Annotated in this window: 20 protein-coding genes; 7 read left to right on the plus strand and 13 right to left on the minus strand. The window is 69.5% G+C overall.

Annotated features, from left to right (window positions below):
* Window positions 1-109: 109 nt before the first annotated feature.
* From ABAZ39_RS03105 to ABAZ39_RS03120, 4 genes are read right to left on the minus strand one after another with little or no spacing between them, the layout of a single operon-like run.
* The gene (locus ABAZ39_RS03105; protein WP_038526648.1) at window positions 110-781 is read right to left on the minus strand and encodes a LysE family translocator; all 672 of its coding nucleotides are present in this window, start codon (window positions 779-781) and stop codon (window positions 110-112) included.
* Window positions 782-792: 11 nt separating this feature from the next.
* Window positions 793-1,701 carry a lipid A biosynthesis lauroyl acyltransferase gene (locus ABAZ39_RS03110; protein ID WP_038526651.1) on the minus strand — a complete coding sequence of 303 codons (909 nt, stop codon included), beginning with the start codon at window positions 1,699-1,701 and terminating at the stop codon, window positions 793-795.
* Complete coding sequence (gene lpxK / locus ABAZ39_RS03115; protein WP_051657772.1) at window positions 1,694-2,386, minus strand: tetraacyldisaccharide 4'-kinase; 693 nt, start codon at window positions 2,384-2,386, stop codon at window positions 1,694-1,696. The genes ABAZ39_RS03110 and lpxK overlap by 8 nt, the downstream gene beginning before the upstream one ends.
* Before the next feature lie 10 nt (window positions 2,387-2,396).
* A complete protein-coding gene (locus ABAZ39_RS03120; protein WP_247881618.1) occupies window positions 2,397-3,245 on the minus strand; it encodes a 3-deoxy-D-manno-octulosonic acid transferase in 849 nt (282 codons plus the stop codon).
* A gap of 285 nt (window positions 3,246-3,530) precedes the next feature.
* Here ABAZ39_RS03120 and ABAZ39_RS03125 point away from each other — a divergent pair, with 285 nt between their 5' ends.
* Window positions 3,531-4,886, plus strand: a complete 1,356-nt coding sequence (locus ABAZ39_RS03125) for a globin-coupled sensor protein (protein WP_038526654.1) — start codon at window positions 3,531-3,533, stop codon at window positions 4,884-4,886.
* A gap of 47 nt (window positions 4,887-4,933) precedes the next feature.
* Here ABAZ39_RS03125 and ABAZ39_RS03130 read toward each other — a convergent pair whose 3' ends face one another.
* Together ABAZ39_RS03130 and ABAZ39_RS03135 are read right to left on the minus strand one after the other, a co-directional pair.
* Window positions 4,934-5,932 (minus strand): glycosyltransferase family 4 protein, encoded by a 999-nt coding sequence (locus ABAZ39_RS03130; protein ID WP_038526656.1) that lies wholly within the window; start codon window positions 5,930-5,932, stop codon window positions 4,934-4,936.
* Window positions 5,929-6,774 carry a UDP-2,3-diacylglucosamine diphosphatase gene (locus ABAZ39_RS03135; RefSeq protein ID WP_038530606.1) on the minus strand — a complete coding sequence of 282 codons (846 nt, stop codon included), beginning with the start codon at window positions 6,772-6,774 and terminating at the stop codon, window positions 5,929-5,931. The genes ABAZ39_RS03130 and ABAZ39_RS03135 overlap by 4 nt, the downstream gene beginning before the upstream one ends.
* A 195-nt stretch (window positions 6,775-6,969) precedes the next feature.
* On the opposite strand from ABAZ39_RS03135, the gene ABAZ39_RS03140 reads away from it, so the two are divergent.
* The 3 genes from ABAZ39_RS03140 (at window position 6,970) to ABAZ39_RS35405 (ending at window position 10,220) form a co-directional block, all read left to right on the plus strand.
* Window positions 6,970-7,923, plus strand: a complete 954-nt coding sequence (locus ABAZ39_RS03140; protein WP_247881619.1) for a diacylglycerol/lipid kinase family protein — start codon at window positions 6,970-6,972, stop codon at window positions 7,921-7,923.
* Window positions 7,924-8,032: 109 nt separating this feature from the next.
* A complete protein-coding gene (locus tag ABAZ39_RS33850; protein WP_051657773.1) occupies window positions 8,033-9,643 on the plus strand; it encodes a hypothetical protein in 1,611 nt (536 codons plus the stop codon).
* A gap of 109 nt (window positions 9,644-9,752) precedes the next feature.
* On the plus strand, window positions 9,753-10,220 hold the full coding sequence (locus ABAZ39_RS35405; RefSeq protein ID WP_144243454.1) for an anti-virulence regulator CigR family protein: 468 nt from the start codon (window positions 9,753-9,755) through the stop codon (window positions 10,218-10,220).
* Between the two features lie 53 nt (window positions 10,221-10,273).
* Here ABAZ39_RS35405 and ABAZ39_RS03155 read toward each other — a convergent pair whose 3' ends face one another.
* From ABAZ39_RS03155 to ABAZ39_RS03180, 6 genes are all read right to left on the minus strand, one after another.
* A complete protein-coding gene (locus ABAZ39_RS03155) occupies window positions 10,274-11,629 on the minus strand; it encodes a TldD/PmbA family protein (RefSeq protein ID WP_038526662.1) in 1,356 nt (451 codons plus the stop codon).
* Window positions 11,630-11,791: 162 nt separating this feature from the next.
* Window positions 11,792-12,241, minus strand: a complete 450-nt coding sequence (locus ABAZ39_RS03160) for a DoxX family protein (protein ID WP_038526665.1) — start codon at window positions 12,239-12,241, stop codon at window positions 11,792-11,794.
* Window positions 12,242-12,374: 133 nt separating this feature from the next.
* On the minus strand, window positions 12,375-13,487 hold the full coding sequence (locus ABAZ39_RS03165) for a DUF3616 domain-containing protein (protein ID WP_051657775.1): 1,113 nt from the start codon (window positions 13,485-13,487) through the stop codon (window positions 12,375-12,377).
* Between the two features lie 41 nt (window positions 13,488-13,528).
* Window positions 13,529-15,040, minus strand: a complete 1,512-nt coding sequence (locus ABAZ39_RS03170) for a UbiD family decarboxylase (RefSeq protein ID WP_038526668.1) — start codon at window positions 15,038-15,040, stop codon at window positions 13,529-13,531.
* Window positions 15,041-15,134: 94 nt separating this feature from the next.
* Complete coding sequence (locus ABAZ39_RS03175) at window positions 15,135-15,911, minus strand: DNA alkylation repair protein (RefSeq protein WP_038526671.1); 777 nt, start codon at window positions 15,909-15,911, stop codon at window positions 15,135-15,137.
* Window positions 15,912-15,913: 2 nt separating this feature from the next.
* Entirely contained in the window at window positions 15,914-16,573 is a 660-nt protein-coding gene (locus ABAZ39_RS03180; RefSeq protein WP_035675222.1) for a class I SAM-dependent methyltransferase, read from the minus strand.
* Between the two features lie 141 nt (window positions 16,574-16,714).
* Between ABAZ39_RS03180 and ABAZ39_RS03185 the strand changes: the two genes are divergently transcribed.
* A complete protein-coding gene (locus tag ABAZ39_RS03185) occupies window positions 16,715-17,563 on the plus strand; it encodes a CHAP domain-containing protein (RefSeq protein WP_038526676.1) in 849 nt (282 codons plus the stop codon).
* A gap of 25 nt (window positions 17,564-17,588) precedes the next feature.
* Here the strand turns inward: ABAZ39_RS03185 and ubiA are convergent, their stop codons facing one another.
* On the minus strand, window positions 17,589-18,515 hold the full coding sequence (ubiA, locus tag ABAZ39_RS03190; RefSeq protein ID WP_051657776.1) for a 4-hydroxybenzoate octaprenyltransferase: 927 nt from the start codon (window positions 18,513-18,515) through the stop codon (window positions 17,589-17,591).
* 148 nt (window positions 18,516-18,663) lie between these two features.
* Here ubiA and ABAZ39_RS03195 point away from each other — a divergent pair, with 148 nt between their 5' ends.
* Window positions 18,664-19,458, plus strand: a complete 795-nt coding sequence (locus ABAZ39_RS03195) for a 16S rRNA (uracil(1498)-N(3))-methyltransferase (protein WP_038526679.1) — start codon at window positions 18,664-18,666, stop codon at window positions 19,456-19,458.
* Between the two features lie 81 nt (window positions 19,459-19,539).
* Window positions 19,540-20,904 (plus strand): glutamate--cysteine ligase, encoded by a 1,365-nt coding sequence (locus ABAZ39_RS03200; RefSeq protein ID WP_014241129.1) that lies wholly within the window; start codon window positions 19,540-19,542, stop codon window positions 20,902-20,904.
* Window positions 20,905-21,115 lie beyond the last annotated feature (211 nt).

The following is a 21,115-nucleotide window of genomic DNA, read 5'->3' on the forward strand; positions in this document are numbered from 1 at the left end:
CCATTCGGCCGGACGGGCTGGCCGGTTAAACGCGGGCGGCACTATGACACCCCCGGCCACGCTCGTCCACTGACTCCGCAACGTCTTTTCCCGCCTGACGGATTTGCCGTCAGGCGATGCGCCGGTCGGTCAGCAGCAGGCGCAGCGCGAAACCCAGGAACAGCACCCCCGCGACACCGTCCAGAACCGCCCGCACCCGCGCGCTCGACAGGGCGCGGCGTGCGGCCCCGGCGCTGAGGGCGGCGACGCCCAGCAGGTAGAGGCCGCCGATGACGCCGAGGATCGAGCCGAGCAGGAAGATCTGCAACGCGACGTGGCCGAGCGCCGGTGCGACGAATTGCGGCACGAAGGCGAGATAGAAGAGGATGACCTTCGGATTCAGCAGGTTGGTCAGCAACGCCTGGAGGAAGACACGGTGCGCCGGGGCCGACTCGGGCTTGGCGGTGGTCGCCTCTTCGCCGCCGCGGCGGCCGAAGCCGGTCCGCAGGGCGCTCCACAGCGCACGCCCGCCGATCCAGCCCAGATAGGCCCCGCCGGCGTAGCGCAGCACGTCGAACAGGGCCGGCGAGGCGGCGACCAGCGCCGAGATGCCGGCGGCGGCGAGCAGCGCGTGGATCAGGTTGCCCAGCGTGATGCCGGCGGTGGCGACCACCCCGGCGTTGCGCCCCTCCATCACGCTGCGCGACAGGACGAGCAGCGAATCCGGTCCCGGCGCCAGCGTCAGGACCAGCGCCGCGACGAGGTAGAGCTGAAGCAGATGCGGGTCGAGCGGCAGGGGCATGGAAGTCTCCGTCAGTCGGGCCAGCGCCGGTGCAGCCAGAGCCATTCGGCGGGGCGCTCGCGAATCCATTGCTCCAACAGGGCGTTCAGACGCTCCATCAAAATCCGCACATCAGCGTTGCGGTCGCCGCTGTTCGGTGGCTCCACCGGCGGCAGGACGGTGATGCGGAAGCGCGCGCCGTCCAGACGCTCGGTGCGCGCCGGCACCAGCGGGATGCCCAGCCGCAGGGCGAGCTGTGCCGCCGCCGGGGCGGTCATGGCGTCGCGCCCGAAGAAGGGGACGGGCATGCCGTCGTTCATCTTCTGGTCGATCAGCATGCCGACATGCCCGCCCTTGGTCAGCACCCGGATCAGCGTGCGCGCGCCCTCAGGCCCCTTGGGAATGTGCGTGCCGCCGGCGGCCCCCCGCAGTTCGGTCAGCAGCCGGTCGACATAGGGATTGTTGGGCGCGCGGTAGACCACCGCCAGTTCCAATCCCATCTTGCGGGAGCAGACGGGCTTCACTTCCCAGTTGGCGAAATGGCCGGACACCAGGATGCCGGCCTTGCCGTCCTCGCGCAGGGCGTCGATGTGCTCCGCCCCGATCACCTCGGTCCGCCCGCCGGGGCCATAGGCACCGATGGCGTCCAGATGCGGGTACTCGGCGATGACGCGGCCCAGATTGTCCCACATGCCGAGGATGATCGCGTCGATCTCCGCGGGGGATTTCTCGGGGAAGGCGCGCTCCAGGTTGCGGCGGGCGGTGCGGGTGCTGCGAAGGCGCGGGCCGACGGTCCGTCCGATCCAGCCGCCGAGCGCCGAGGCGCGGTCGACCGGAAGGGCGCGGAACAGGCCGCAGAAGCCGTGGACGAGAACGGCCTCCAGCGGGTAGCCGACCCGGCGGGTCAGCCAGGACACCAGGGGGCCGCGCGGCTTAGCCATTGGGAACTCCAGTCGGAAGCCCGATCAGAAGAGGGGCGAGCAGGCGGTCGAGGGCGGCGGGGTCCCGCCAGACGGCGCGCACCGGCACCGCCCGGACCAGGGCGCGCAGAGGCTCCGGCAGGCGGACGGCGTCCTTCACGGTGGTGACCGGCAGGGCGCCCAGCGCGGTGGCGCGGTCGACCAGCCCCATCACCTCCTCGGGGCGGTAGGGATGGTGGTCGGCGAAGGCGGCGCGCTCCACCACGCGGGCGCCCAGCGCCTCCAGCGTCGCGAAGAACTTCTCGGGCCGCCCGATGCCGGCGAAGGCGAGGACCGTTTGTCCGGCCAGCGCGCGGGCGCTTTCCACCGGTTCCAGGCGGGCGTGCAGGACGGGCAGGGCGTCGGCAACGCGCCGTTCCACCCCGCTGCGGTCCTCGCCCACGACCACGACGGCCCCGGCGCGGGCCAGGCCGCGCTCCACCGGTTCGCGCAGGGGGCCGGCGGGGATGAGACGGCCGTTGCCGAAGCCCACCGCCCCGTCCACCACGATCAGCGAGAAATCCTTGGCGAGACCGGGATTCTGGAAGCCATCGTCCATCACCAGGACGGGCGCGCCGGCGGTGATGGCCGCCCGCGCCCCGGCGGCGCGGTCGCGCGCCACCCAGCAGCGGCCGTGGGCGGCCAGCAGCAGCGCCTCGTCGCCCACCGCGGCGGAATCATGGACGCCGAGATTGACGGCCAGCGGCCCTCGCTCGCGCCCGCCATGGGGGGATCAGCAGGGTCAGCAGGCCGGGCAGGCGTGGGGCCAGCGCCTCATGCACCGCGGCGGCCAGCTCGTCCTCGCCGGGGTGGGTGCTGGCGAGCAGCCAGACGGGGCGCCCGGCGCAGGCCGTGCGCAGCGCCGCCAGCGCGGCGGGGTCGGCAGGTGGCGGCTCGGCGGAGAATTTCAGGTTGCCGACGCTGACGACGCCCCGAGCGCCGAGACGGCGCAGGCGGTCGGCGTCCTCCTCCGACTGGGCCAGCGTGACCTGGAAGGTGGAGAGCAGCGGCGTGATCAGGCCCGACGCGCAACGCCAGCGGTTGAAGGAGCGCTCCGACATGCGGGCGTTGACCAGCGCCGCCGGGATGCCGCGCGCCCGTACGGCGCCGAGCAGGTTTGGCCAGATCTCCGATTCCGTCCACAGCACCAGATCGGGACGCCAATGGTCGAGGAAGCGGTCCACCGCCGCCGGCAGGTCCACCGGCACATACTGGTGAAAGGCGCGCTCCGGCAGGCGGCGGGCCATCAGCTCCGCCGAGGTGACCGTGCCGGTGGTCATCAGGACCGTCAGGTCCGGCGTCTCGTCGAGCAGGCGGTCGATGAGGACGAGAACCGAGTTGGCTTCCCCCACGCTGGCCGCGTGAATCCAGGCGAGCCGTCCGGGCGGGCGCGGGCGCGCGGCCGTGCCGAACCGTTCCCCCCGGCGGGCGGAGTCCTCCTTGCCGGCGGCAAGCCGTCGGTCGAGGTACAGACGAACCGCCGGCCCGGCGAGGGTCGTCAAGCCGCGGTAGAGTGATTGAAGCATGCGGGTCGAAACGCCATCCGACAAAACCAACGCGGCCAAGTTTCCCGGCCGCGGTCCCCACCACTTTAGCACGGGGGGCTGTGGCAGAGGTAAGGCTTTGCGCTAGTGCCTGCCGGAAGGCTGATGGCCGTATGGGGTTTGCTCGCATACTAGGGTATGACGATTTTGCGACCCATTATGATAATTTTGAAGCAATCCGCTGCTATCCTGGTGGCGTAGAAACGTTGGCAGTTTCGAGGGAGGCGGGCAATGCGCCGGTCTCCAACATTTTGGGATGATAACATCATGGCGGGCGTACAGGAACGTGACGGCCAGGAAAACCGGCTCCGGGCCTTCAACATCACCGAAGCGGACATCGCGCGCCTGCGCGCCAACCGGGAGTTCGCGCAGCACCGTCTGCCCGTGCTTCTGGAACAGTGGCACAGCGCCTTCGCAGCGTGGCCGGAAATCCGCGACGCCCTGATCGTGCCCGACGTCCACGCCGCGCGTGTCGCCCATTGGAGCCGCGTGGTTTCGGGCGACCTCGGTGCGGGCTTCCTGGAATCCGCCCACCGGCTGGCCAAGGCCTTCTACGACAACGGCGTGCCGGGCTATGCGGTGGCCATCTGCCATCACACGGTGTCCAACGGCATCGTCCGCGAGCTGGGCCTCGACGCGGCGGCGGGGCAACGGTCGCTGTTCGGAGCGAAGAGGGCGGCGGAGGCCGCCGCCCTGCGCGACACGCTGGGCCGCGTCGCCTGGCTCGACCTCGAGGTGCTGCTGGAGACCTACGCGGCGGCTGAGCAGGAGAGCAAGCGCGCCATCCTGAGCCAGCTCGCCGACAGCCTGGAAGGGAGCGTCAGCGGCATCGCCGACAACACGGTGGCCGCGTCGGACGAGATGAAGGGCAACGCCCAGCGCATGGCGCAGATCGCCGCCGCCACCAACCGGCAGTCGCTCGCCGTGGCCGCCGCCGCCGAGCAGGCGTCCGCCAACGTGCAGACGGTCGCCGCCGCGTCGGAACAGCTCACCAGCTCCATCGGCGAGATCAGCCGGCAGGTCGCCCAGTCCTCGCAGATCGCCCGCGGCGCGGTGGCCGAGGCGGAGCGGACCAACACCACGGTGAACGGTCTGGTCGACGCCGCCCAGAAGATCGGCGCGGTGCTTCAGCTCATCAACAGCATCGCCGGGCAGACCAACCTGCTGGCGTTGAACGCAACCATCGAGGCGGCTCGCGCCGGGGAGGCCGGCAAGGGCTTCGCCGTGGTCGCGCAGGAGGTCAAGAACCTCGCCAACCAGACGGCCAAGGCGACCGAGGACATCTCCTCCCAGATCGCCAGCATCCAGGAGGTGGCGCGCGGTTCCGCCGAGGCGCTGAGCGGGATCGGCGCCACCATCGGCAGCATCAACGACATCGTCATCACGGTCGCCGCCGCGGTGGAGCAGCAGACCAGCGCCACCCAGGAGATCGTCCGCAACGTCCAGGAGGCCGCCCGCGGGACCCGCAGCGTGAGCGACACCATCGGCGCGGTGACCCGCGGCGCGTCGGAGACCGGCAGCCTCGCCGAGGAGGTGCTGGGGTCCGCCGGCAACCTGCACCGCGAATCCGACCGCCTGCGCGAGAGCGTGGACCTGTTCATGCAGCGCATCCGCGCCGCGTGATCGGGGGAGCGGGGGCGGCCGTGCGCCGGTCCCGCTCCATGTCCTCCTCAGGCGAAAGGGCGCAGGTTCGCCAGGAACTGCTCGGCGGAGCGCCGCCAAGAGAAGTTCAGGGCATAGTCCCGGCACAGGTCCGGCGGAATGGTCAGGGCGCGTTCGACCGCCCCCTTCAGATCCTCGTCCAGGCAACCGACGCCGGAGCCGTCGACCACGTCCAGCGGGCCGGGCACCGGGTAGGCCGCCACCGGCACGCCCGAGGCCAGTGCCTCCAGCAGCACCAGGCCGAAGGTGTCGGTGCGCGACGGGAAGACGAAGACGTCCGCCGCGGCGTAATGCTGGGCCAGCTCCTCGCCATGGCGGGCGCCGGCCCAATGGACGTCCGGGTATTTCTGCTGAAGCTCCGCGCGGGCCGGGCCGTCGCCGACCACCAGCTTGCTGCCCGGCAGGTCGAGTTTCAGGAATTCCTCCAGGTTCTTCTCCACCGCCACGCGCCCGACATAGAGGGCGATGGGGCGGGGCAACGCCAGGAAGTCCTTGGCGCGGGGGCGGAACAGCTCGGTGTCCACGCCGCGCGTCCAGCGCCGGATGTTGGTGAAGCCGCGGGCGGCAAGGTCGCTCTCGATGGATGGCGTCGCCACCATCACCGCCGAGGACGGTTTGTGGAAGCGGCGCACCACCGCGTAGCTGAGGGCCAGCGGCACCGGCGCCCGGTCGCGCACATATTCCGGGAAGCGGGTGTGGTAGGCGGTGGTGAAAGGCTTGCCGCGGCCGAGGCAATAGCGCCGGGTGGCGAAACCCAGTGGCCCTTCGGTGGCGATGTGGATGCAGTCGGGGCGCAGCGCGTCGATCATCGCGGTCAGCCGCCGTCCCGCGCCCAGCGCCAGCCGGATTTCCGGGTAGGTGGGCATGGGCACGGTGCGGAAGCGGTCGGGGCCGATCACTTCCACGCGGTGGCCCATGGCCTCCAGCTCCGAGCGGACGGTGCCGATGGTGCGCACCACGCCGTTGACCTGAGGCAGCCAAGCGTCGGAGACGATCAGGATGTTCACGCCGCAACCGATTCCTTGGCCGCCTTCTCCTTCTCCGGCTTCTCCTTGGCCGGGATGCGGGCGGGCAGCGTCGTTGCGGTGCGCCGGCGGATGTCCGCCGCCCAGTCGATGATCTCCAGCCGGCCGCAGGGGTGCTCGACCAAGGCGGTGCAGGACTCGACCCAGTCGCCGTCGTTGCAATAGAGGATTCCTTCCATGTCGCGGATTTCCGCGGTGTGGATGTGGCCGCAGACGACCCCGTCCACCTTGCGGCGCCGGGCCTCGTCGCCCAGCGCGGTCTCGTAGTTGCCGATGAACTCGACCGCCGTCTTCGTCTTGTGCTTCAGGAAGGCGGACAGCGACCAGTAGGGGAAGCCCAGCTTGCGGCGGACCCAGTTGAACAGCGTGTTGGCCTGGAGCAGGACCACGTAGGCGTTGTCGCCGATGAAGGCCAGCCAGCGGGCGTACTTCACCACCACGTCGAAGCGGTCGCCGTGGGTGACCAGCAACTGCCTCCCGTCGGCGGTGACGTGGATCATCTCCTCCACCACCTGGACGCCGCCGAACTGCAGGCCGGCGTAGTCGCGGGCGGCCTCGTCGTGGTTGCCGGGGATGTAATAGACCTGCACGCCCTTGCGCGCCCGGCGCAGGATCTTCTGCACCACGTCGTTGTGCGCCTGCGGCCAGTACCAGGTCTTGCGCAGACGCCAGCCGTCCACGATGTCGCCGACGAGATAAAGGTGGTCGGACTCGTTGTGCTTCAGGAAATCGAGAAGATACTCCGCCTTGCATCCCCGCGTGCCCAGATGGACGTCGGAGATCCAGATGCTGCGGTATCGCTTGACGTCGCGTGATGCGCTCATGCCCCGCTCCATCGCCGTTCCGGAAAAGTTTCGGTGAAACGCTTTCCCTATATCCGCGGGTCATTGTCTTGACAATGATTTCGAGTGCTCGCATCTGTTGGGGAAAATGATTTCGATAAGACTTCTTGTCGACGTAACAAAGGCGCAAAATGACTTTATCAAAACTGAAACGGGATGGTCATATTGGGGGCTGGCGTGGCTGACGGGGCCGAATCGGTGCCTAAGGCGTCCGGGCCGGCCGCGGCAACCCGGCGGCGCCTTCTGATCATCCACAACCCGGTGGCCGGCGCCCGTCGGGCGCGCCGTCTGGGTGCGGTGCTGGAGCTGCTGGAGCAGCGCCACGGGGCGGTGGTGACGCTTCGGGCCACCGGCGGGCGTGGCGACGCGGAGGCGATGGCCCGCGCGGTGGCGCCCGGCGCCTTCGACGCGGTGGTCGCGGCGGGTGGCGACGGCACCATCAACGAGGTGGTCAACGGGCTGGGCGCGCGCGGAGGCGGGGAGACGACGATACCCTTGGGCATCGTGCCGCTGGGCACCGCCAACGTGCTCGCCCATGAACTGGACCTGCCGCTGGATGCGGAGGGCGTGGCGCGGGTGTTGGCGGAAGGGCGCACGATGCCCGTGCATCTGGGTGTGGCGAATGGCCGCGCCTTCGCCATGATGGCCGGCGCCGGCCTGGATGCCCGGGTTGTCGAGCGGGTGGACACGCGGCTGAAGCGGCTGATCGGCAAGGGCGCCTATGCGGTGGAAACGCTGGCCCGGATCGCCGCGGGCGGTGGCGGTCCCTACCGCGTGGCGGTGGACGGCGCAGAGCCGGTGAAGGTCGCCTCGGTCATCGTCGCCAAAGGGCACTTCTACGGGGGGCGCTTCGTCTGCGCGCCCGACGCCCGGCTGACCGACCCGCGGCTGCACGTCTGCCTGTTTCCGCGGGCGGGGCGGGGGAACGCCCTGCGCTACCTCTGGGGCGTCACTGCCGGGCGGCTGCCGCGCTACCCCGACTACCGCGTCCTGCCCGCCCGCCGGGTGGTCATTGACGGGCCGGTGGGGGAGCCCGTGCAGGGCGACGGCGATGTGATCGCCCATCTGCCGGTGGAGATCGCGTTGGCACCGTGGATTCTGCCGGTGCTGGCGCGCCGAACAGTGTTTTAAGAGTCCGTTAAGGGGTCTCTTGGGAAAATTACTTGGGAACATTCAATAATTACTTCGATCTCTAAGGGTCAAGGCCCCGCGGCTCAGGCGGGACCGCAAGGGGGAAGCCATGTCCACGTCGATCAACGCCCTGTTTTCCGCCACCACGGCCAGCAGCACCGCAACCGCCACCAAATGGAAGCCCGCCGGGGGTGCCGCCGAGGCGGAGGGGACCTGGAAGGCGGCCTCCGATGCCGGGTCTTCGGCGGGCTCCGCCGCCCTGGCCGCCCTGAAGGGCGAGGACAGCGTGGAACTCAGCGGGCTGGCCAAGTCGCTGACCGGCGTGGCGGGCAAGGTCTTCGCGTCCATCGGCTCCAAGGGCCGCGCGATGCTGGAAGACTTCGTCAAGTCCGGCAAGATGACCGAGAAGGACGTGGCGTTGGGACTGCGCCAAATGGCGACCAACGCCGTGAAGGACCGCTTCATCAAGGAGCGGCCCGAGGATGAGGAGGACAAGGCCTGGGCGGAGAAGCTCGGGGCGGCTGAAAAGGCCTTCAAGACCAAGACGGAACGCATGGACAAGGCCATGTCGGCCCTGAACGAGGCGCGCACCGCCGCTTTCGCCGCCTTCGGGAAGGACGAGGACACCGAGGCGTTCCAGGCGGCGATGGCTCCGGCCAATGCCCTCTTCCGCGCGGAGTCGGCGGACATCGACCGCGAGATGATGGAAACCGTCGGCGGCGACCCGAACAAGATCAAGGGGAATGCCTTCAGGTATTTCGCGACGAAGGGAGAGGACGCGTTCGAAAAATTGGATTTCGGCGCGGAAGCGGAAGGCGGCGAGGGTGGGCTGCTGTCACCGGACAATGAGAAGGGAAAGGCCGCCGCCAAGCTTATGTATGACCTGGGCTTCGAGGGGAAGCTCTGGGCGAATGGTCTCGCGCAGTACGCTGCGGACGTGGACATTCCCGGCATCGGACGCGGTGAGGTCGACAAGAGCCGCCCAAGTGGCAAAGGCTACGAACCCTCCGCCAAGGAGGAGGCGGAGGCCGCCGGCCTGCCGCCGCCGCCCACCACGGTGCTGACCACCAGCCAGACGCCGGGTCTCCAGGGCTTCGCGAAGGTCATCCAGGACGCCCGCGATTCGCTGGACGCCACCTACACGGCCATGGCGAAGGAAGGCAAAGGGGTGAACTACTCCGACCCGACCGGAAAGGACGTGGAGCGGCTGTTCGGCGGCTTCGATCGGCGCAGCCTCCACGCCATCGCCAGCAACAAGGACGGAACCTTCTCCAAGAACGAGCAGGAGGCGGCGCAGTCCGTCATGGCCCGCCAGCAGAAGCAGGCGATGGACGCCGCCGACCCTCTCGGCACCGACAAGGCGGCCGCCTACCGCGCCGGGGTGAAGTTCCTCGACGAGGCCAGCCAGGAGGAGAAGGAGTCGGTCAACTGGTCGGTCCAGCGCGCCGCGCTCCAGTACAGCTACGAGAAGACGATGAAGGAGACCGGTGCGCCGATGGAGCGGCTGGGCAACGGCAGTGCGCTCGCCTCCGTGTTGAAGGACGCGTTGGAGGCCCAGGAGGCGAAGACCGCCGACGTGATGAAGAGCGTCGGCGGGAAGGTGATGGGCGGGGAGGGCACGGGCTATGTGTCCGACCTGAAGAGCCTGTCGCTGTTCCGCGACTTCCTGCCCAACCTGTCGGTGCGCGGCGCCGGTGGTCCGATGAGCGTGACGGTCTGATATCCCGTTCTTGCCACAGGCCGGCGGTGACGCCAGCGGCTAATCCGATGGGGGTAGGGTCGCGGGTTGCGCTGGCGGCCCACCTTCGGCAGGCAGGGGAATGCGGATCATGAGCAGGGATCGGATGCGGCATTGGGATGGGCGTGCCGCGCTGGCGCTTCTGGCGGTGCTGTGCATCACCGGCCCGGCGCTGGCAGACAAGCCCGACTGGGCCGGTGGTCCCGGTGGTGGGCACGGCAAGCCTCAGGGTGGGCCATCTTATGAATCCCAGGGGCGCGACTCAAAAGGGCGCGCCTCCGGAGGGTCGGTGTCCCGCGGCGAGGTGACGATCATCCGCGATTATTTCGTCGCCCATCCGGTCGGGACGACAGCCCTGCCGCCGGGGATCGCGAAGAAGCTGGCGCGGGGCCAGCCGCTGCCGCCGGGTATTGCCAAGAAAATGGCGCCCGTCGATCTGCGCCAGCGGGTGCCGGTGTGCATGAGCGGCTGGGAATGCATCCTGGCCGGCGCGGACATGCTGATCCTGGACGCGGTGCACGGCACCATCGCCGACATCGTCCGCGGCGTGGTTCGTTAACAGGGGGTCCGCTGACAGGAAGAGGGGGCGCCTTGCGGCGCCTCCCGTTGCGCTCACAGCCCGGCGATGGTCAGCCCGTCGATGCGGATGGTCGGGGCGTCCATGCCGAAGCGCAGTTCCAGGTCGCTGGCCGGCTCCAGGTTCAGGAACATCTCCTTCAGGTTGCCGGCGATGGTCAGTTCGGTGACCGGATAGGCGATCTGGCCGTTCTCGATCCAGTAACCAGCGGCACCCCGGCTGTAGTCGCCGGTCACCCCGTTGACGCCCGTCCCCATCAGCTCCGTCACGTAGAAGCCGTTGGGGATTTCGGCCAGCAGCTCGTCGCGGCTCTTGGCGCCCGGGGCCATGTAGACGTTGGCCGGGGCCGGGCCCGGCGGGCCGGAGGTGCCGCGCGCCGCGTGGCCGGTCGTCGACAGGCCGAGCTGGCGGGCCGAGCGCAGGTCGAGCAGCCAGGTGGTCAGGTGCCCGTCCTCGATCAGGTTGCGGCGGGTGGTGGCGATGCCCTCCGCGTCGAAGGGGCGGGAGCGCAGGCCGCGCTTCACATGCGGATCGTCGACGATGGTGATGCCGGCGGCGAAGATCCGCTGCCCCATCTTGTCCTTGAGGAAGCTGGTGCCCCGCGCGATGCTCGGCCCGCTGATCGAGCCGGTCAGATGGCCGAGCAGCCCGCGGGAGACGCGGGGGTCGAACACCACCGGCACCTTGCAGCTCTTGACCCGGCGCGGGTTCAGGCGGCGGATGGCGCGCTCGCCGGCCTCGCGCCCGATCGACGCCGGGTCGCGCAGGTCGGAACCGTAGACCTTGCTGTCGTAATCATAGTCGCGCTCCATCCCCGTGCCCGTCCCGGCGAGCACCGAGGCCGACAGCGACTGCCGCGACACGCCGTAGCGGCCGGTGAAGCCGTTGGACGCGGCGATGGCGATGGTGGAGCGGCTCCACCCGGCGTCGGCCCCTTCGGAGTTGGTGACGCCCTCGACCGCCAGCGCGGCCTCCTCGGCGATGCGGGCGCGTTCGATAAGCAGCTCCGCCGAGGGCTCCGACGGGTCGCAGACGTCGAGATCGGGGACGGTGGTGTAGATCTGCTCCGGGTCGGCGAGGCCGCAGAAGGGGTCCTCCGGCACCACGCGGGCCATGGCGACGGCGCGCTCCACCAGCTCGTCCAGCGCCTTGGCGCTGCGGTCGGTGGAGGAGACGATGGCCTGCCGCTTGCCGATGAAGACGCGCAGGCCCAGGTCGCCCGACTCGGACCGCTCCAGCTTTTCCGTCTTGCCGAAACGCTGGCTCAGCGACAGGGAGGCGCTGTCGAACAGCACGGCGTCGGCGGAGTCGGCCCCGGCGCCCTTCGCCTTGCGGATCAGATCGTCCAGCAGGTTCAGAACGTCGGGCTGCGAGGTGGTCGAAACGGGCATTACGGTCTCCGCTAGGTCTCCGGCTTGTCTAGCAAATGGGAGCCCGGAGAAGAAGAGGAAGGGGCATATCGCCTCAGGTCCGGATTGCCCGCCGCGCAAATGCGGCGGCGCGCGGGGGGGCTGGTGCCCGCCCGCGCGCCGCTCGTCATGCTCGCTTCAGGGTCAGGCCAGCCGGTTCTGAAGGGCGCTGCGGCCGGCGGTCGGCAGCTTCAGGGCGAAGGCGCCGTCGCCCAGCAGGGCCTGCACGCCGAGCAGCACCGTCCAGAACACCGGGAACTCCCAGCCGCCGCCCTGGGCCGAGAAGACCCAGCCGTTGCCGGTGTGCTGGAGCGTCGCGCCGATCAGGATCGGCAGCAGGGCCAGCGAAATCCAGCGGGTGAAGACGCCGGCCAGCAGCAGCAGGCCGCCGCCGATCTCGCCGAGGATGACCAGATAGGCGAAGAGGCCGGGGTAGCCGAGGCTCTCGAAGTAACCGACCGTGCCGGCGATGCCGAAGGTGAAGACCTTCAGGATCAGGCCGTGGGCGATGAACAGAAGGCCCAGGCTGACGCGCAGCAGGAAGGCGGCGTAGGGGGCGGTGCGGGTGTCGATGGCGGCGGTGTTGGCGGTCATGGCGTGGTCTCCTTGTCTCAGCGTGGCGCCCCGCGTCGGGGCCGTTGTCGTCTGAGGGCAAGAATAGCGATGTCCACGTTTGGGATAATCCGCTTAATCATGCACTGATTGTTGCATCAATGAGAACGACGACTCACGCCCGGAAGGCGTTGGCCGGATCGTAGCGGGAGGGCAGGGCGAACAGGTCGGCGGTGGTCCCGGCACCATGCCGGCGCGCCTTGGATGGGCTGTCATAGACCACCAGAAGGGCGGGCGGGGCGCCGTCGCGGCGGACGCAGGCGATGCCCTCCGCGTGGTCGTCGCCCTTGCCATAGGGCAGGTTCAGCAGGGGAACCAGCCGGTCGCGCGGGATGACGGTCTCGTGAGTGACGGACAGGGCGTCGGTCCAGCGCCACACGGCGACGGGACCGTCGAGGTCCATGGTCGGTCCGGCCAGGATGACCAGATCCTCGCCGTCGAAGGTCAGTTCGCGGATGCCCAGACCGTCCAGATCGACGAAATGCTTGCGGTACTTCTCGCCGTTCGGCCCGATGGGGCGCAGCCGCAGACGCTCCTCGACGTCCGGGTGGTCCTCCACCGCCAGTTCGAGAATGCAGGCCCAGCCGCGCAGCACCGGGCCGCGCAGCCCCAGCCAGACCCGGTCGCCGTGGGCGGCCATGCCCTCCACGTCGAAGCCGTTCTCCTTGGCGGGCACCGCGACGAAGCGGGCCAGATGCTCGTCTTCCGCCAGCGCCTTGGTCAGCGCGTTGCCGCCCTTGCGGAACTTCAGGCAACCGGCCACCCGCGCTCCGTCGCGGCGGACCGGGGTGAGCCGCCCGTCCGCCTCGGTGACCAGCGGGATGCGGCCGAGCAGGAAGCGGTTGGGGTCGCAGCGCACCTCGGTCAGCCGCTCCAGCGCCTTTTCGGTGCCGTTCTCCGCGCGCTCCGGCTTTTTGCGGGCCAGCGCGTGCGAGCCGGTGACCCACAGCCAGCCGTCGGCGATGGCCATGCCTTCGATGTCCGCCTCGTCCTCCCCCGGGATCGTCACCGGCAGGGTGAAGGCGTCTGCCAGGGGAAAGGTGGCGTCCTGGCGGTAGAGGGTGCCGCCCTCCTCGGCCATCATGCGGACGACCCGCGCCCCCTCGTCCGACGCCACGAACAGGGTGTCTCCCGACCGCTCGGCCACCGACAGGTCCCCGGCGGTCTCGCCGCCGTCGCGGAAGACCAGACGGACGGTGGCGATGGGGCGGGCGATCTCGCTGGGCATGGCGGGGGTTCCCTTGAGGGTGCGGACCGTCCCTTAACGCCTCACTTCCAGATCGGGGTCCCGCTGCCCGGAAGACCGTAGGACGCCCATTTGCGCGACACTTCGTCGACCACGCCCTGGTCCATGCGTATTTTCTGGCCCCATTCGCGCTTGGTCTCCGGCGGCCACTTGTTGGTGGCGTCCAGCCCGACCTTGCCGCCCAGGCCCGACTCGGGGCTGGCGAAGTCCAGATAGTCGATGGGGGTGCCCTCGATCACGGTGATGTCGCGGGCCGGGTCCATGCGGGTGCTCATCGCCCACATCACGTCCTTCCAGTTCCGCGCGTCGATGTCGTCGTCCACGACGATCACCCATTTCGTGTACATGAACTGACGCAGGAAGGACCAGACGCCCATCATCACGCGCTTGGCGTGGCCGGGATAGGCCTTCTTCATGCTGACCACGGCGATCCGGTAGGAGCAGCCTTCCGGCGGCAGCCAGAAATCCACGATCTCCGGGAATTGCTGGGTCAGCAGGGGGATGAAGACCTCGTTCAGCGCCTCGCCCAGCACCGACGGCTCGTCGGGCGGGCGGCCGGTGAAGGTGGACAGGTAGATCGGGTTGCGCCGCATGGTCATCGCCGTGACGGTGAAGACCGGGAAGGGCTCGACCGAGTTGTAATAGCCGGTGTGGTCGCCGTAGGGCCCCTCGTCGGCGTATTCGTCCAGGCTGACATGGCCTTCCAGGATGATCTCGGCCTGGGCGGGCACCTTCAGCGGCACCGTCTTGCAATCCACCAGCTCGACCTTCTTGCCGCGCAGCAGGCCAGCGAACTGGTATTCCGACAGCGTGTCCGGCACCGGCGTGACGGCGGCCAGGATGGTGCCGGGATCGGCACCGAGGACCACCGCGCAGGGCAGCGGCTCGCGCTTGCCGCTGGCGGCCCAGCGGTGATGGTGCTGCGCGCCGCCGCGGTGCTTCAGCCAGCGCATGATCGTCTTGTTCTTCCCCAGCACCTGCATCCGGTAGATGCCGAGGTTGAAGTCGTCCTCGCGCTTGGCCGTGGGGCCCTTGGTGACGACCAGCGGCCACGTGATCAGCGGCGCCGGCTCGCCCGGCCAGCAGCTCTGCACCGGCAGGCGGCCGAGGTCGATCCGGTCGCCGGTCAGCACCACCTCCTGGCAGGGGGCGGAGCCGACGGTCTTCGGCTTCATCGACAGCACGGTCTTGGCGAGCGGGATCAGCTCCATCGCCTCGCGGAAGCCGCCCGGCGGCTCCGGCTGCTTCAGGAAGGCCAGCGTCTCGCCGACGCCGCGCAGCTCATGCGGCTCGCGGTCCATGCCCCAGGCCACGCGCTCCACCGTGCCGAACAGGTTGACCAGCACCGGCATCTCCGAGCGGGTGCCGTCGGCCTTGATGACGTTCTCGAACAGCACCGCCGGGCCGCCTTCGGCGAGCAGGCGGGTCTGGATCTCGGTCATCTCCAGCGCCGTGGACACCGGCTCCCGGACCACCACCAGCCGCCCGGCCTTCTCCAGCCGGTCGATGAAGTCGCGCAACGAGGTGTAGGGCATGGTCGAGGGTCCGTTCGGATGCGATGGGGTCGGATCGGGAGAGGGCGCTTAGCATCGGCCTGGAGGGCGCCGCGTCAAGGGGTGAGGTGCCGCCTCACGCGGGTTCCTTCACGCTGCGCAGGGCGCGGCGGACGATGCGGCGGGTGGCGTCTGGGTCGGGGCTGTCCGTTTCCCAGCGGGCGCAGAGGGCCTGCACCCAGCCGGGCTGGCTCTTCGCCGCGTCGTTCAGCCAGTTGGCGACCGAATCCTGGACGTAGCGCGCGCCGTCCGCCCGCAGCGGGTCGAGCACCGGCAACCCGCGTGCCGGGTCGGTCTTCAGCGCACCGATGTGGCTGCACCAGACGCCGCGGGGCCGGGTGGCCTCGCTGGCGAAACGGCGCAGCCGCTCCGACGGCTCGGCGGTCCACGGCGTGAGGAGGGCCAGCGTCTCGTCGATGGCGGCGGCGATGTGGGGGCGCAGGGCCAGCCATGCCCATTCGCGCACGCCGAAATGTGGGTCGTCGGCGAGCGGGCGGACGCGCTCCAGCCGCTCCGCCAGAGTCAGGCCGGGGGCCGCCGCCAGCGCGTAGCAGGCCCAGCCGCGCACCGTGTCGGAGGGGTGGGCGGCCAGCCGCTCCACGGCCCCCAGGCCGAGACGCTCGACGGCCGCGCTCCCCGCCGCCGCCATGCGCCGGGTCACGCCCTCCTTCGGGTCGAAGGACACGGCGCCTGCGGCTTCCGGAACGGCGGTGGCCAGCAGGGCGGCGAAGTCGATGGCCAGCGATTCGGCCAGCGTGGCGGTCTCGCGCCGGCCGGCGTTCAGGTCGGCCAGCACCTCCGGCGGGATGTCGGCCATCCGGGTGGCGCCCTTGCGCGGGGCGGTCGTGGTCATGCTCAGGCCTCCGGCAGCAGGCGCCAGATCACCGTTTCGCGCATCTCGCGGTCCTCCAGCTCCAGGGAGGTCGGGACGCTGTACTGCGCGACCCGCTCGATTCCGCTGAGAGGGACATAGGCGCGGCCCGGATCGCCCAGCAGGACCAGCGTGCCGGTTGCGGCGATTCCGCGCAGCCAGGCGGTCACCCGGTCGGCCATCGGCTTCTCGTAGCAGACGTCGCCGGCCAGGACGACGTCGATGCCGGGCAGGGGACGGTCCACCAGATCGGCGCTGACCGCCTTCACGTCGACTCCGTTGGATTCGGCGTTCAGGGCGATGGCGGACAGGGCGAAGCGGTCGATGTCGCAGGACTGAACGCGCGCCGCCCCGGCCATCATCGCGGCGATGCCGACCAGCCCGGTGCCGGCGGCGAAATCCAGCACCGACTTGCCCGCCACCAGCTCCGGCCGGTCGAGCACGAGCCGCGCCACCGCCTGACCGCCCGGCCAAGCAAAGGCCCAATAGGGCGGCGGTACATTGGACTCTTTCAAAGAATCCTCCGTAGCCTCCCACAACGGCGTGATTTCCGTCGCCAGATGCAGCGCGATTTCGGGCAGCAAAGGAGTCCGCGTTACGACCGTGTTGGAGCGGATGAAGTCGATTTGAGAAAAGTTGTTCATAACTGGACTCTCACCGGAGCTGCGCGGGGATGGATGATCTATCCACAACCGGTTTTGGTTACATAATTCAAACGGAGTAGACACACCTGCTGTCCCGTGTTACCCGTTCGAAAGGAGAAAAACAAAGGTCATGGGGCTGATATGCGGTCGAAAGGGATTGCACTCTGCGCATCGTTCGCGGCGTTCATCGCTCTCAGCCCGTTCACCATATCCCAAGCCCAGGCCCAGGACGGGGATTGCGTCCGCACGCTGCGTTCCATATCGGATTTCGAGATCCGGGGCGATGCCTGGACGTGGTGGAACACCGCCGCCGAGCAATATGAGCGCGACAAGCGCCCGGCGCTCGGTTCCGTCCTCGTCTTCAAGCGGTCGCAGCGGTTGGGTCGCGGCCACGTCTCTCTGGTCAGCCATATCATCGACCGCCGCACCATCGAGGTGGACCACTCCTGGCTCGATGGCCGTGGCCTGCGCCGCAACATGCGCGTGGTCGACGTGTCGCCGCGCAACGACTGGACGGCCGTCCGCGTCTGGCACGAGCCGTCGGACCAGCTCGGCCTGCGCGTCTACACCACCTACGGCTTCATCCTGCCGGAGGGCGAGGAGGCGGAAATCCGTCAGGCCGACTCCCGCAGTGCCGGCATCGGCAGCACCTTTGCCGTTGCCCCGCAGGGCCGCGCCGCGCCCAAGCCCACCGCCGGGCCGCGCCTGATGGAAGCCTCCCTGAAGGGCCACGCCGTCGCCGTTCCAGGCCGCAAGCCGCAGGTGCTGACCGCGTCCCTCACCCTTTCCGGCAAGGGCACTGCCGCGAAGACGGTTCAGCCGCTCCAGACCGCCGCCATGGTGACCGCCGTGCTGCCGGCCCGCAAGCCGACCCAGCCGGCCGCGCAGAAGGGCGTCGAGATGGTGGCCTCCGCCGAGGGCATCCGCGCGGTGCTACCGCCGCGCAAGCCGGGCTCTGGCGACAGCACCGTCGCCGAGCTGACGCGCTGAAACCTCCCTCCAAGTCCTCTGCCGCCTAGATTTTCCCGGCCAGGAAGGCCGCCAGCACCAGCCAGCCGAACCAGCGGTTCGACTTGAACTTCTTCAGGCAGTCCGTCTGATCGTCGGGGTTCCAGGTCGCGACCTGCCAGGACAGCTGCAGCGCGGCCAGCGAGAGCAGCGGCAGGAACAGTCCTCCCAGCCCGGCCAGACGCCCGGCAATGCCGATCCCCACGAAGGTCAGCGTGTAGAAGCCGTAGATCCAGATCTTGCTCTGGTCGCCCAGCCGCAGGGCGGTGGACTTCACGCCGATTCGCGCGTCGTCCTCCTTGTCCTGGTGGGCGTAGATGGTGTCGTAGCCCAGCGTCCAGACGATCCCCGCGGCGTAGAGCGCCAGCGCCGGCCACTCCAACTCGCCGCGCACCGCCGTCCAGCCCATCAGGGCGCCCCAGTTGAAGGTCAGCCCCAGGAACGCCTGCGGCCACCAGGTGATGCGCTTCATCAGCGGGTAGGTGAAGACCAGCACCAGCGACAGCACGCCAAGCCCGATGGTGAGCGGGTTGAACTGCACCAGCACCGCCAGCCCGATCAGGAGTTGGAAGCCGAGGAAGGCCAGCGCCTGTTTCACCGACACCTGCCCGGAGGGGATCGGGCGCGTCCGCGTGCGCTCCACCATGGCGTCGAAGTCGCGGTCGAGGATGTCGTTGACCGTGCAGCCGGCCCCGCGCATGACCACGGCGCCGATCGCGAACAGGGCCATCAGCCAGAGGTCGGGCAGCGGTCCCGACCCGGCCAGCGCGATGCTCCACCAGCCGGGAAACAGCAGCAACCACGTGCCGATGGGCCGGTCCAGCCGCGCCAGCCGCAGATAGGGCCGGACCGCCGCCGGGGCGAAGCGGTCGATCCAGTCGCCACGCCGGATGTCGGTGAAGTCGCCGGGGGCGGGGGAGGCGGGGCTGGTCATGGCGGACTCAGGAAATGGGATTGCGGGATGGAGAGTGGAAGAAGCCGGGGGCAAGGTAGCGGCGGGGGTGGGTCCCCGCAAGGCTGGGCCGTTTCCGCCCCGCAGCGTTATCGCTATAGTCGGCGCCGCACACCGGAGACCTCGCGCCATGTCAATCCAACCGAAGACCCGCCTCTATGTGGACAGCCCCCTCGGCGAGGGGCAGGCGGTGGGGCTCGACCCCGAGCGGGCGCATTTCCTGCGTCATGTCCTGCGGCTCGACAAGGGCAACGTCGTGGCCGTCTTCAACGGGCGGGACGGCGAATGGCTGGCCGCCATCGACGGCTTCGGCAAGGGTTGGTGTTCGCTTACCGTGACGGAGCAGCGGCGTCTTCAGGCGGCGGGCCCGGACCTCTGGTTGCTGTTCGCCCCGATCAAGCGCGGGCGCATCGATTTCGTCGCGGAGAAGGCCAGCGAGCTGGGCGTGTCGCGGCTGTGGCCGGTCTTCACCCGCCGCACCGACCCCAACCGCGTCAACACCGACCGCCTGCTTGCCAACGCCATCGAGGCCGCCGAACAGTCGGAGCGGCTGACCGTGCCGGAGATGGCCGACCCGCTGCCGCTGGACAGGGCGCTGGCCGGCTGGCCGGCCGAACGTACGCTGTACCTGTGCGCCGAGGCCGGGAACGTACGCCCCATCGCGGAGGCCGTCCGCGCCCGGCCGCGCGGCCCCGCCGCCTTCCTGATCGGGCCGGAGGGCGGCTTTGCGCAGTCCGAACTTGACGAAATTTGCAAACTCCCCTTTGTTGTTCCCGTCGGTCTGGGGCCCCGCATTCTCCGGGCCGACACGGCGGTGGTCGCGGCGCTCGCCTGCTGGCAGGCCCTTGCGGGGGACTGGACGGCGGACGGCGGCGACACCCGACCGCCCTTCCGCGCGCCGGCCGACCCCACCGTCGGGGAGTAAGGGCCGCTCGACGCGCCGCTGTTCCGAGGCGGGCCGTTTGACACTTTGGCGAATTCAGACTTTTTGAAAGCGGGAGCTTCCATGTCCGCACCTCCGCAGACGCGTGGTGAACCGATCACCGACCGCCGCCAACTGGCGGCCTATCTGGAATCCGGCAACAAGCCGGCCGACCAGTGGCGCATCGGGACCGAACACGAAAAATTCGCCTACCGCGTCTCCGACCACCGGCCGCTGCCCTACGAAGGGCCGGACGGGATCGGCGAACTGCTGACGCGCCTGCAGCGCTTCGGCTGGGACCCGGTGGAGGAGAAGGGCAACCTGATCGCCCTGACCCAGGGCATGGCGAACATCACGCTGGAGCCGGGCGGGCAGGTGGAGCTGTCCGGCGCCCCGCTGGAGACCCTGCACCAGACCTGCGCCGAGGTGCACCGCCACCTCGATCAGGTGAAGGAGATTGGCGGGGAACTGGGCATCGCCATGATGGGCCTCGGCTTCCAGCCAAAATGGCGGCGCGACGAGATCCCCTGGATGCCCAAGGGCCGCTACAAGATCATGGGCGACTACATGCCCAAGCGCGGCAATCTCGGCCTGGACATGATGATGCGCACCTGCACCGTGCAGGTGAACCTGGACTTCGCGTCGGAAGCCGACATGGTGAAGAAGTTCCGGGTCAGCCTGGCGCTTCAGCCCATCGCCACGGCGCTGTTCGCCAACTCGCCCTTCACCGAGGGCAAGCCGAACGGCTTCCAGAGCTTCCGCAGCCACATCTGGACCGACACCGACCCCGACCGCACCGGCGACCTGCCCTTCGTGTTCGAGGACGGCTTCGGGTTCGAGCGGTATGTGGACTACCTGCTCGACGTGCCGATGTACTTCGTCTATCGCGACGGCACGTACATCGACGCCTCCGGCCAGTCCTTCCGCGACTTCATGCAGGGCCGCCTGCCGGCGCTGCCGGGCGAGGTCCCGCTGATCACCGACTGGGCCGACCACATGACCACCTCCTTCCCCGAGGTGCGTCTAAAGAAGTATCTGGAGATGCGCGGCGCCGACGGCGGTCCGTGGCGTCGCCTGTGCGCCCTGCCGGCCCTGTGGGTCGGGCTGCTCTATGACAGCCAGGCGCTCGACGCCGCCTGGGACCTCGTGAAGGGCTGGACGACGGAAGAGCGCGCCCATCTGCGCGCCGAGGTGCCGCGCCATGCCCTGCGCACCCCCTTCCGCGGCCGCACGGTGCGGGAGGTCGCGCTTGAGGTTCTGGAGATTGCCCGTGGCGGTCTGGCCCGGCGCGCCCGCAACGACAACTGGGGCGACGACGAGGCGCATTTCCTGAACACGCTGCTCGACATCGCTGAGTCCGGCCAGACCCCGGCCGACGAGCTTCTGGCGAAGTTCAACGGCCCCTGGGGCGGCAGCGTCGACCCGGTGTTCAAGGAATACGCGTACTGAGTTCCGCCCTGGCGGCTGTTTGGCAAAGTGGTCGCGTTGAGCCCCCACCCTAACCCTCCCCCGCTATCGCAGGGGAGGGGACTGCCGCCGCTTCGCAGAAGGCACCCTCCCTTGCGCAGCTCTCGCGCAAACCAAAGGTTTGCGCTGACGCGGCAGGCGGACCTTTGGTCCGCCGAGAGCGGGGGAGGGTCGGGGTGGGGGCTCGGTGCGA

Source organism: Azospirillum argentinense (assembly GCF_000632475.1).
Taxonomy (GTDB): Bacteria; Pseudomonadota; Alphaproteobacteria; order Azospirillales; family Azospirillaceae; genus Azospirillum; species Azospirillum baldaniorum.

What these genes read in the sequence shown, in the direction of transcription:
- ABAZ39_RS03155 (WP_038526662.1), bottom strand. Translation starts at nt 11,629, where the DNA reads ATGCCCGTTTCGACCACCTCGCAGCCCGACGTTCTGAACCTGCTGGAC.
- ABAZ39_RS03200 (WP_014241129.1), top strand. Translation starts at nt 19,540, where the DNA reads ATGTCCGCACCTCCGCAGACGCGTGGTGAACCGATCACCGACCGCCGC.
- ABAZ39_RS03105 (WP_038526648.1), bottom strand. Translation starts at nt 781, where the DNA reads ATGCCCCTGCCGCTCGACCCGCATCTGCTTCAGCTCTACCTCGTCGCG.
- ABAZ39_RS03125 (WP_038526654.1), top strand. Translation starts at nt 3,531, where the DNA reads ATGGCGGGCGTACAGGAACGTGACGGCCAGGAAAACCGGCTCCGGGCC.
- ABAZ39_RS03120 (WP_247881618.1), bottom strand. Translation starts at nt 3,245, where the DNA reads ATGCTTCAATCACTCTACCGCGGCTTGACGACCCTCGCCGGGCCGGCG.
- ABAZ39_RS03175 (WP_038526671.1), bottom strand. Translation starts at nt 15,911, where the DNA reads ATGACCACGACCGCCCCGCGCAAGGGCGCCACCCGGATGGCCGACATC.
- ABAZ39_RS03170 (WP_038526668.1), bottom strand. Translation starts at nt 15,040, where the DNA reads ATGCCCTACACCTCGTTGCGCGACTTCATCGACCGGCTGGAGAAGGCC.
- ABAZ39_RS03165 (WP_051657775.1), bottom strand. Translation starts at nt 13,487, where the DNA reads ATGCCCAGCGAGATCGCCCGCCCCATCGCCACCGTCCGTCTGGTCTTC.
- ABAZ39_RS35405 (WP_144243454.1), top strand. Translation starts at nt 9,753, where the DNA reads ATGAGCAGGGATCGGATGCGGCATTGGGATGGGCGTGCCGCGCTGGCG.
- ABAZ39_RS03185 (WP_038526676.1), top strand. Translation starts at nt 16,715, where the DNA reads ATGCGGTCGAAAGGGATTGCACTCTGCGCATCGTTCGCGGCGTTCATC.
- ABAZ39_RS03180 (WP_035675222.1), bottom strand. Translation starts at nt 16,573, where the DNA reads ATGAACAACTTTTCTCAAATCGACTTCATCCGCTCCAACACGGTCGTA.
- ABAZ39_RS03195 (WP_038526679.1), top strand. Translation starts at nt 18,664, where the DNA reads ATGTCAATCCAACCGAAGACCCGCCTCTATGTGGACAGCCCCCTCGGC.
- ABAZ39_RS03135 (WP_038530606.1), bottom strand. Translation starts at nt 6,774, where the DNA reads ATGAGCGCATCACGCGACGTCAAGCGATACCGCAGCATCTGGATCTCC.
- ubiA (WP_051657776.1), bottom strand. Translation starts at nt 18,515, where the DNA reads ATGACCAGCCCCGCCTCCCCCGCCCCCGGCGACTTCACCGACATCCGG.
- ABAZ39_RS03160 (WP_038526665.1), bottom strand. Translation starts at nt 12,241, where the DNA reads ATGACCGCCAACACCGCCGCCATCGACACCCGCACCGCCCCCTACGCC.
- ABAZ39_RS03110 (WP_038526651.1), bottom strand. Translation starts at nt 1,701, where the DNA reads ATGGCTAAGCCGCGCGGCCCCCTGGTGTCCTGGCTGACCCGCCGGGTC.
- ABAZ39_RS33850 (WP_051657773.1), top strand. Translation starts at nt 8,033, where the DNA reads ATGTCCACGTCGATCAACGCCCTGTTTTCCGCCACCACGGCCAGCAGC.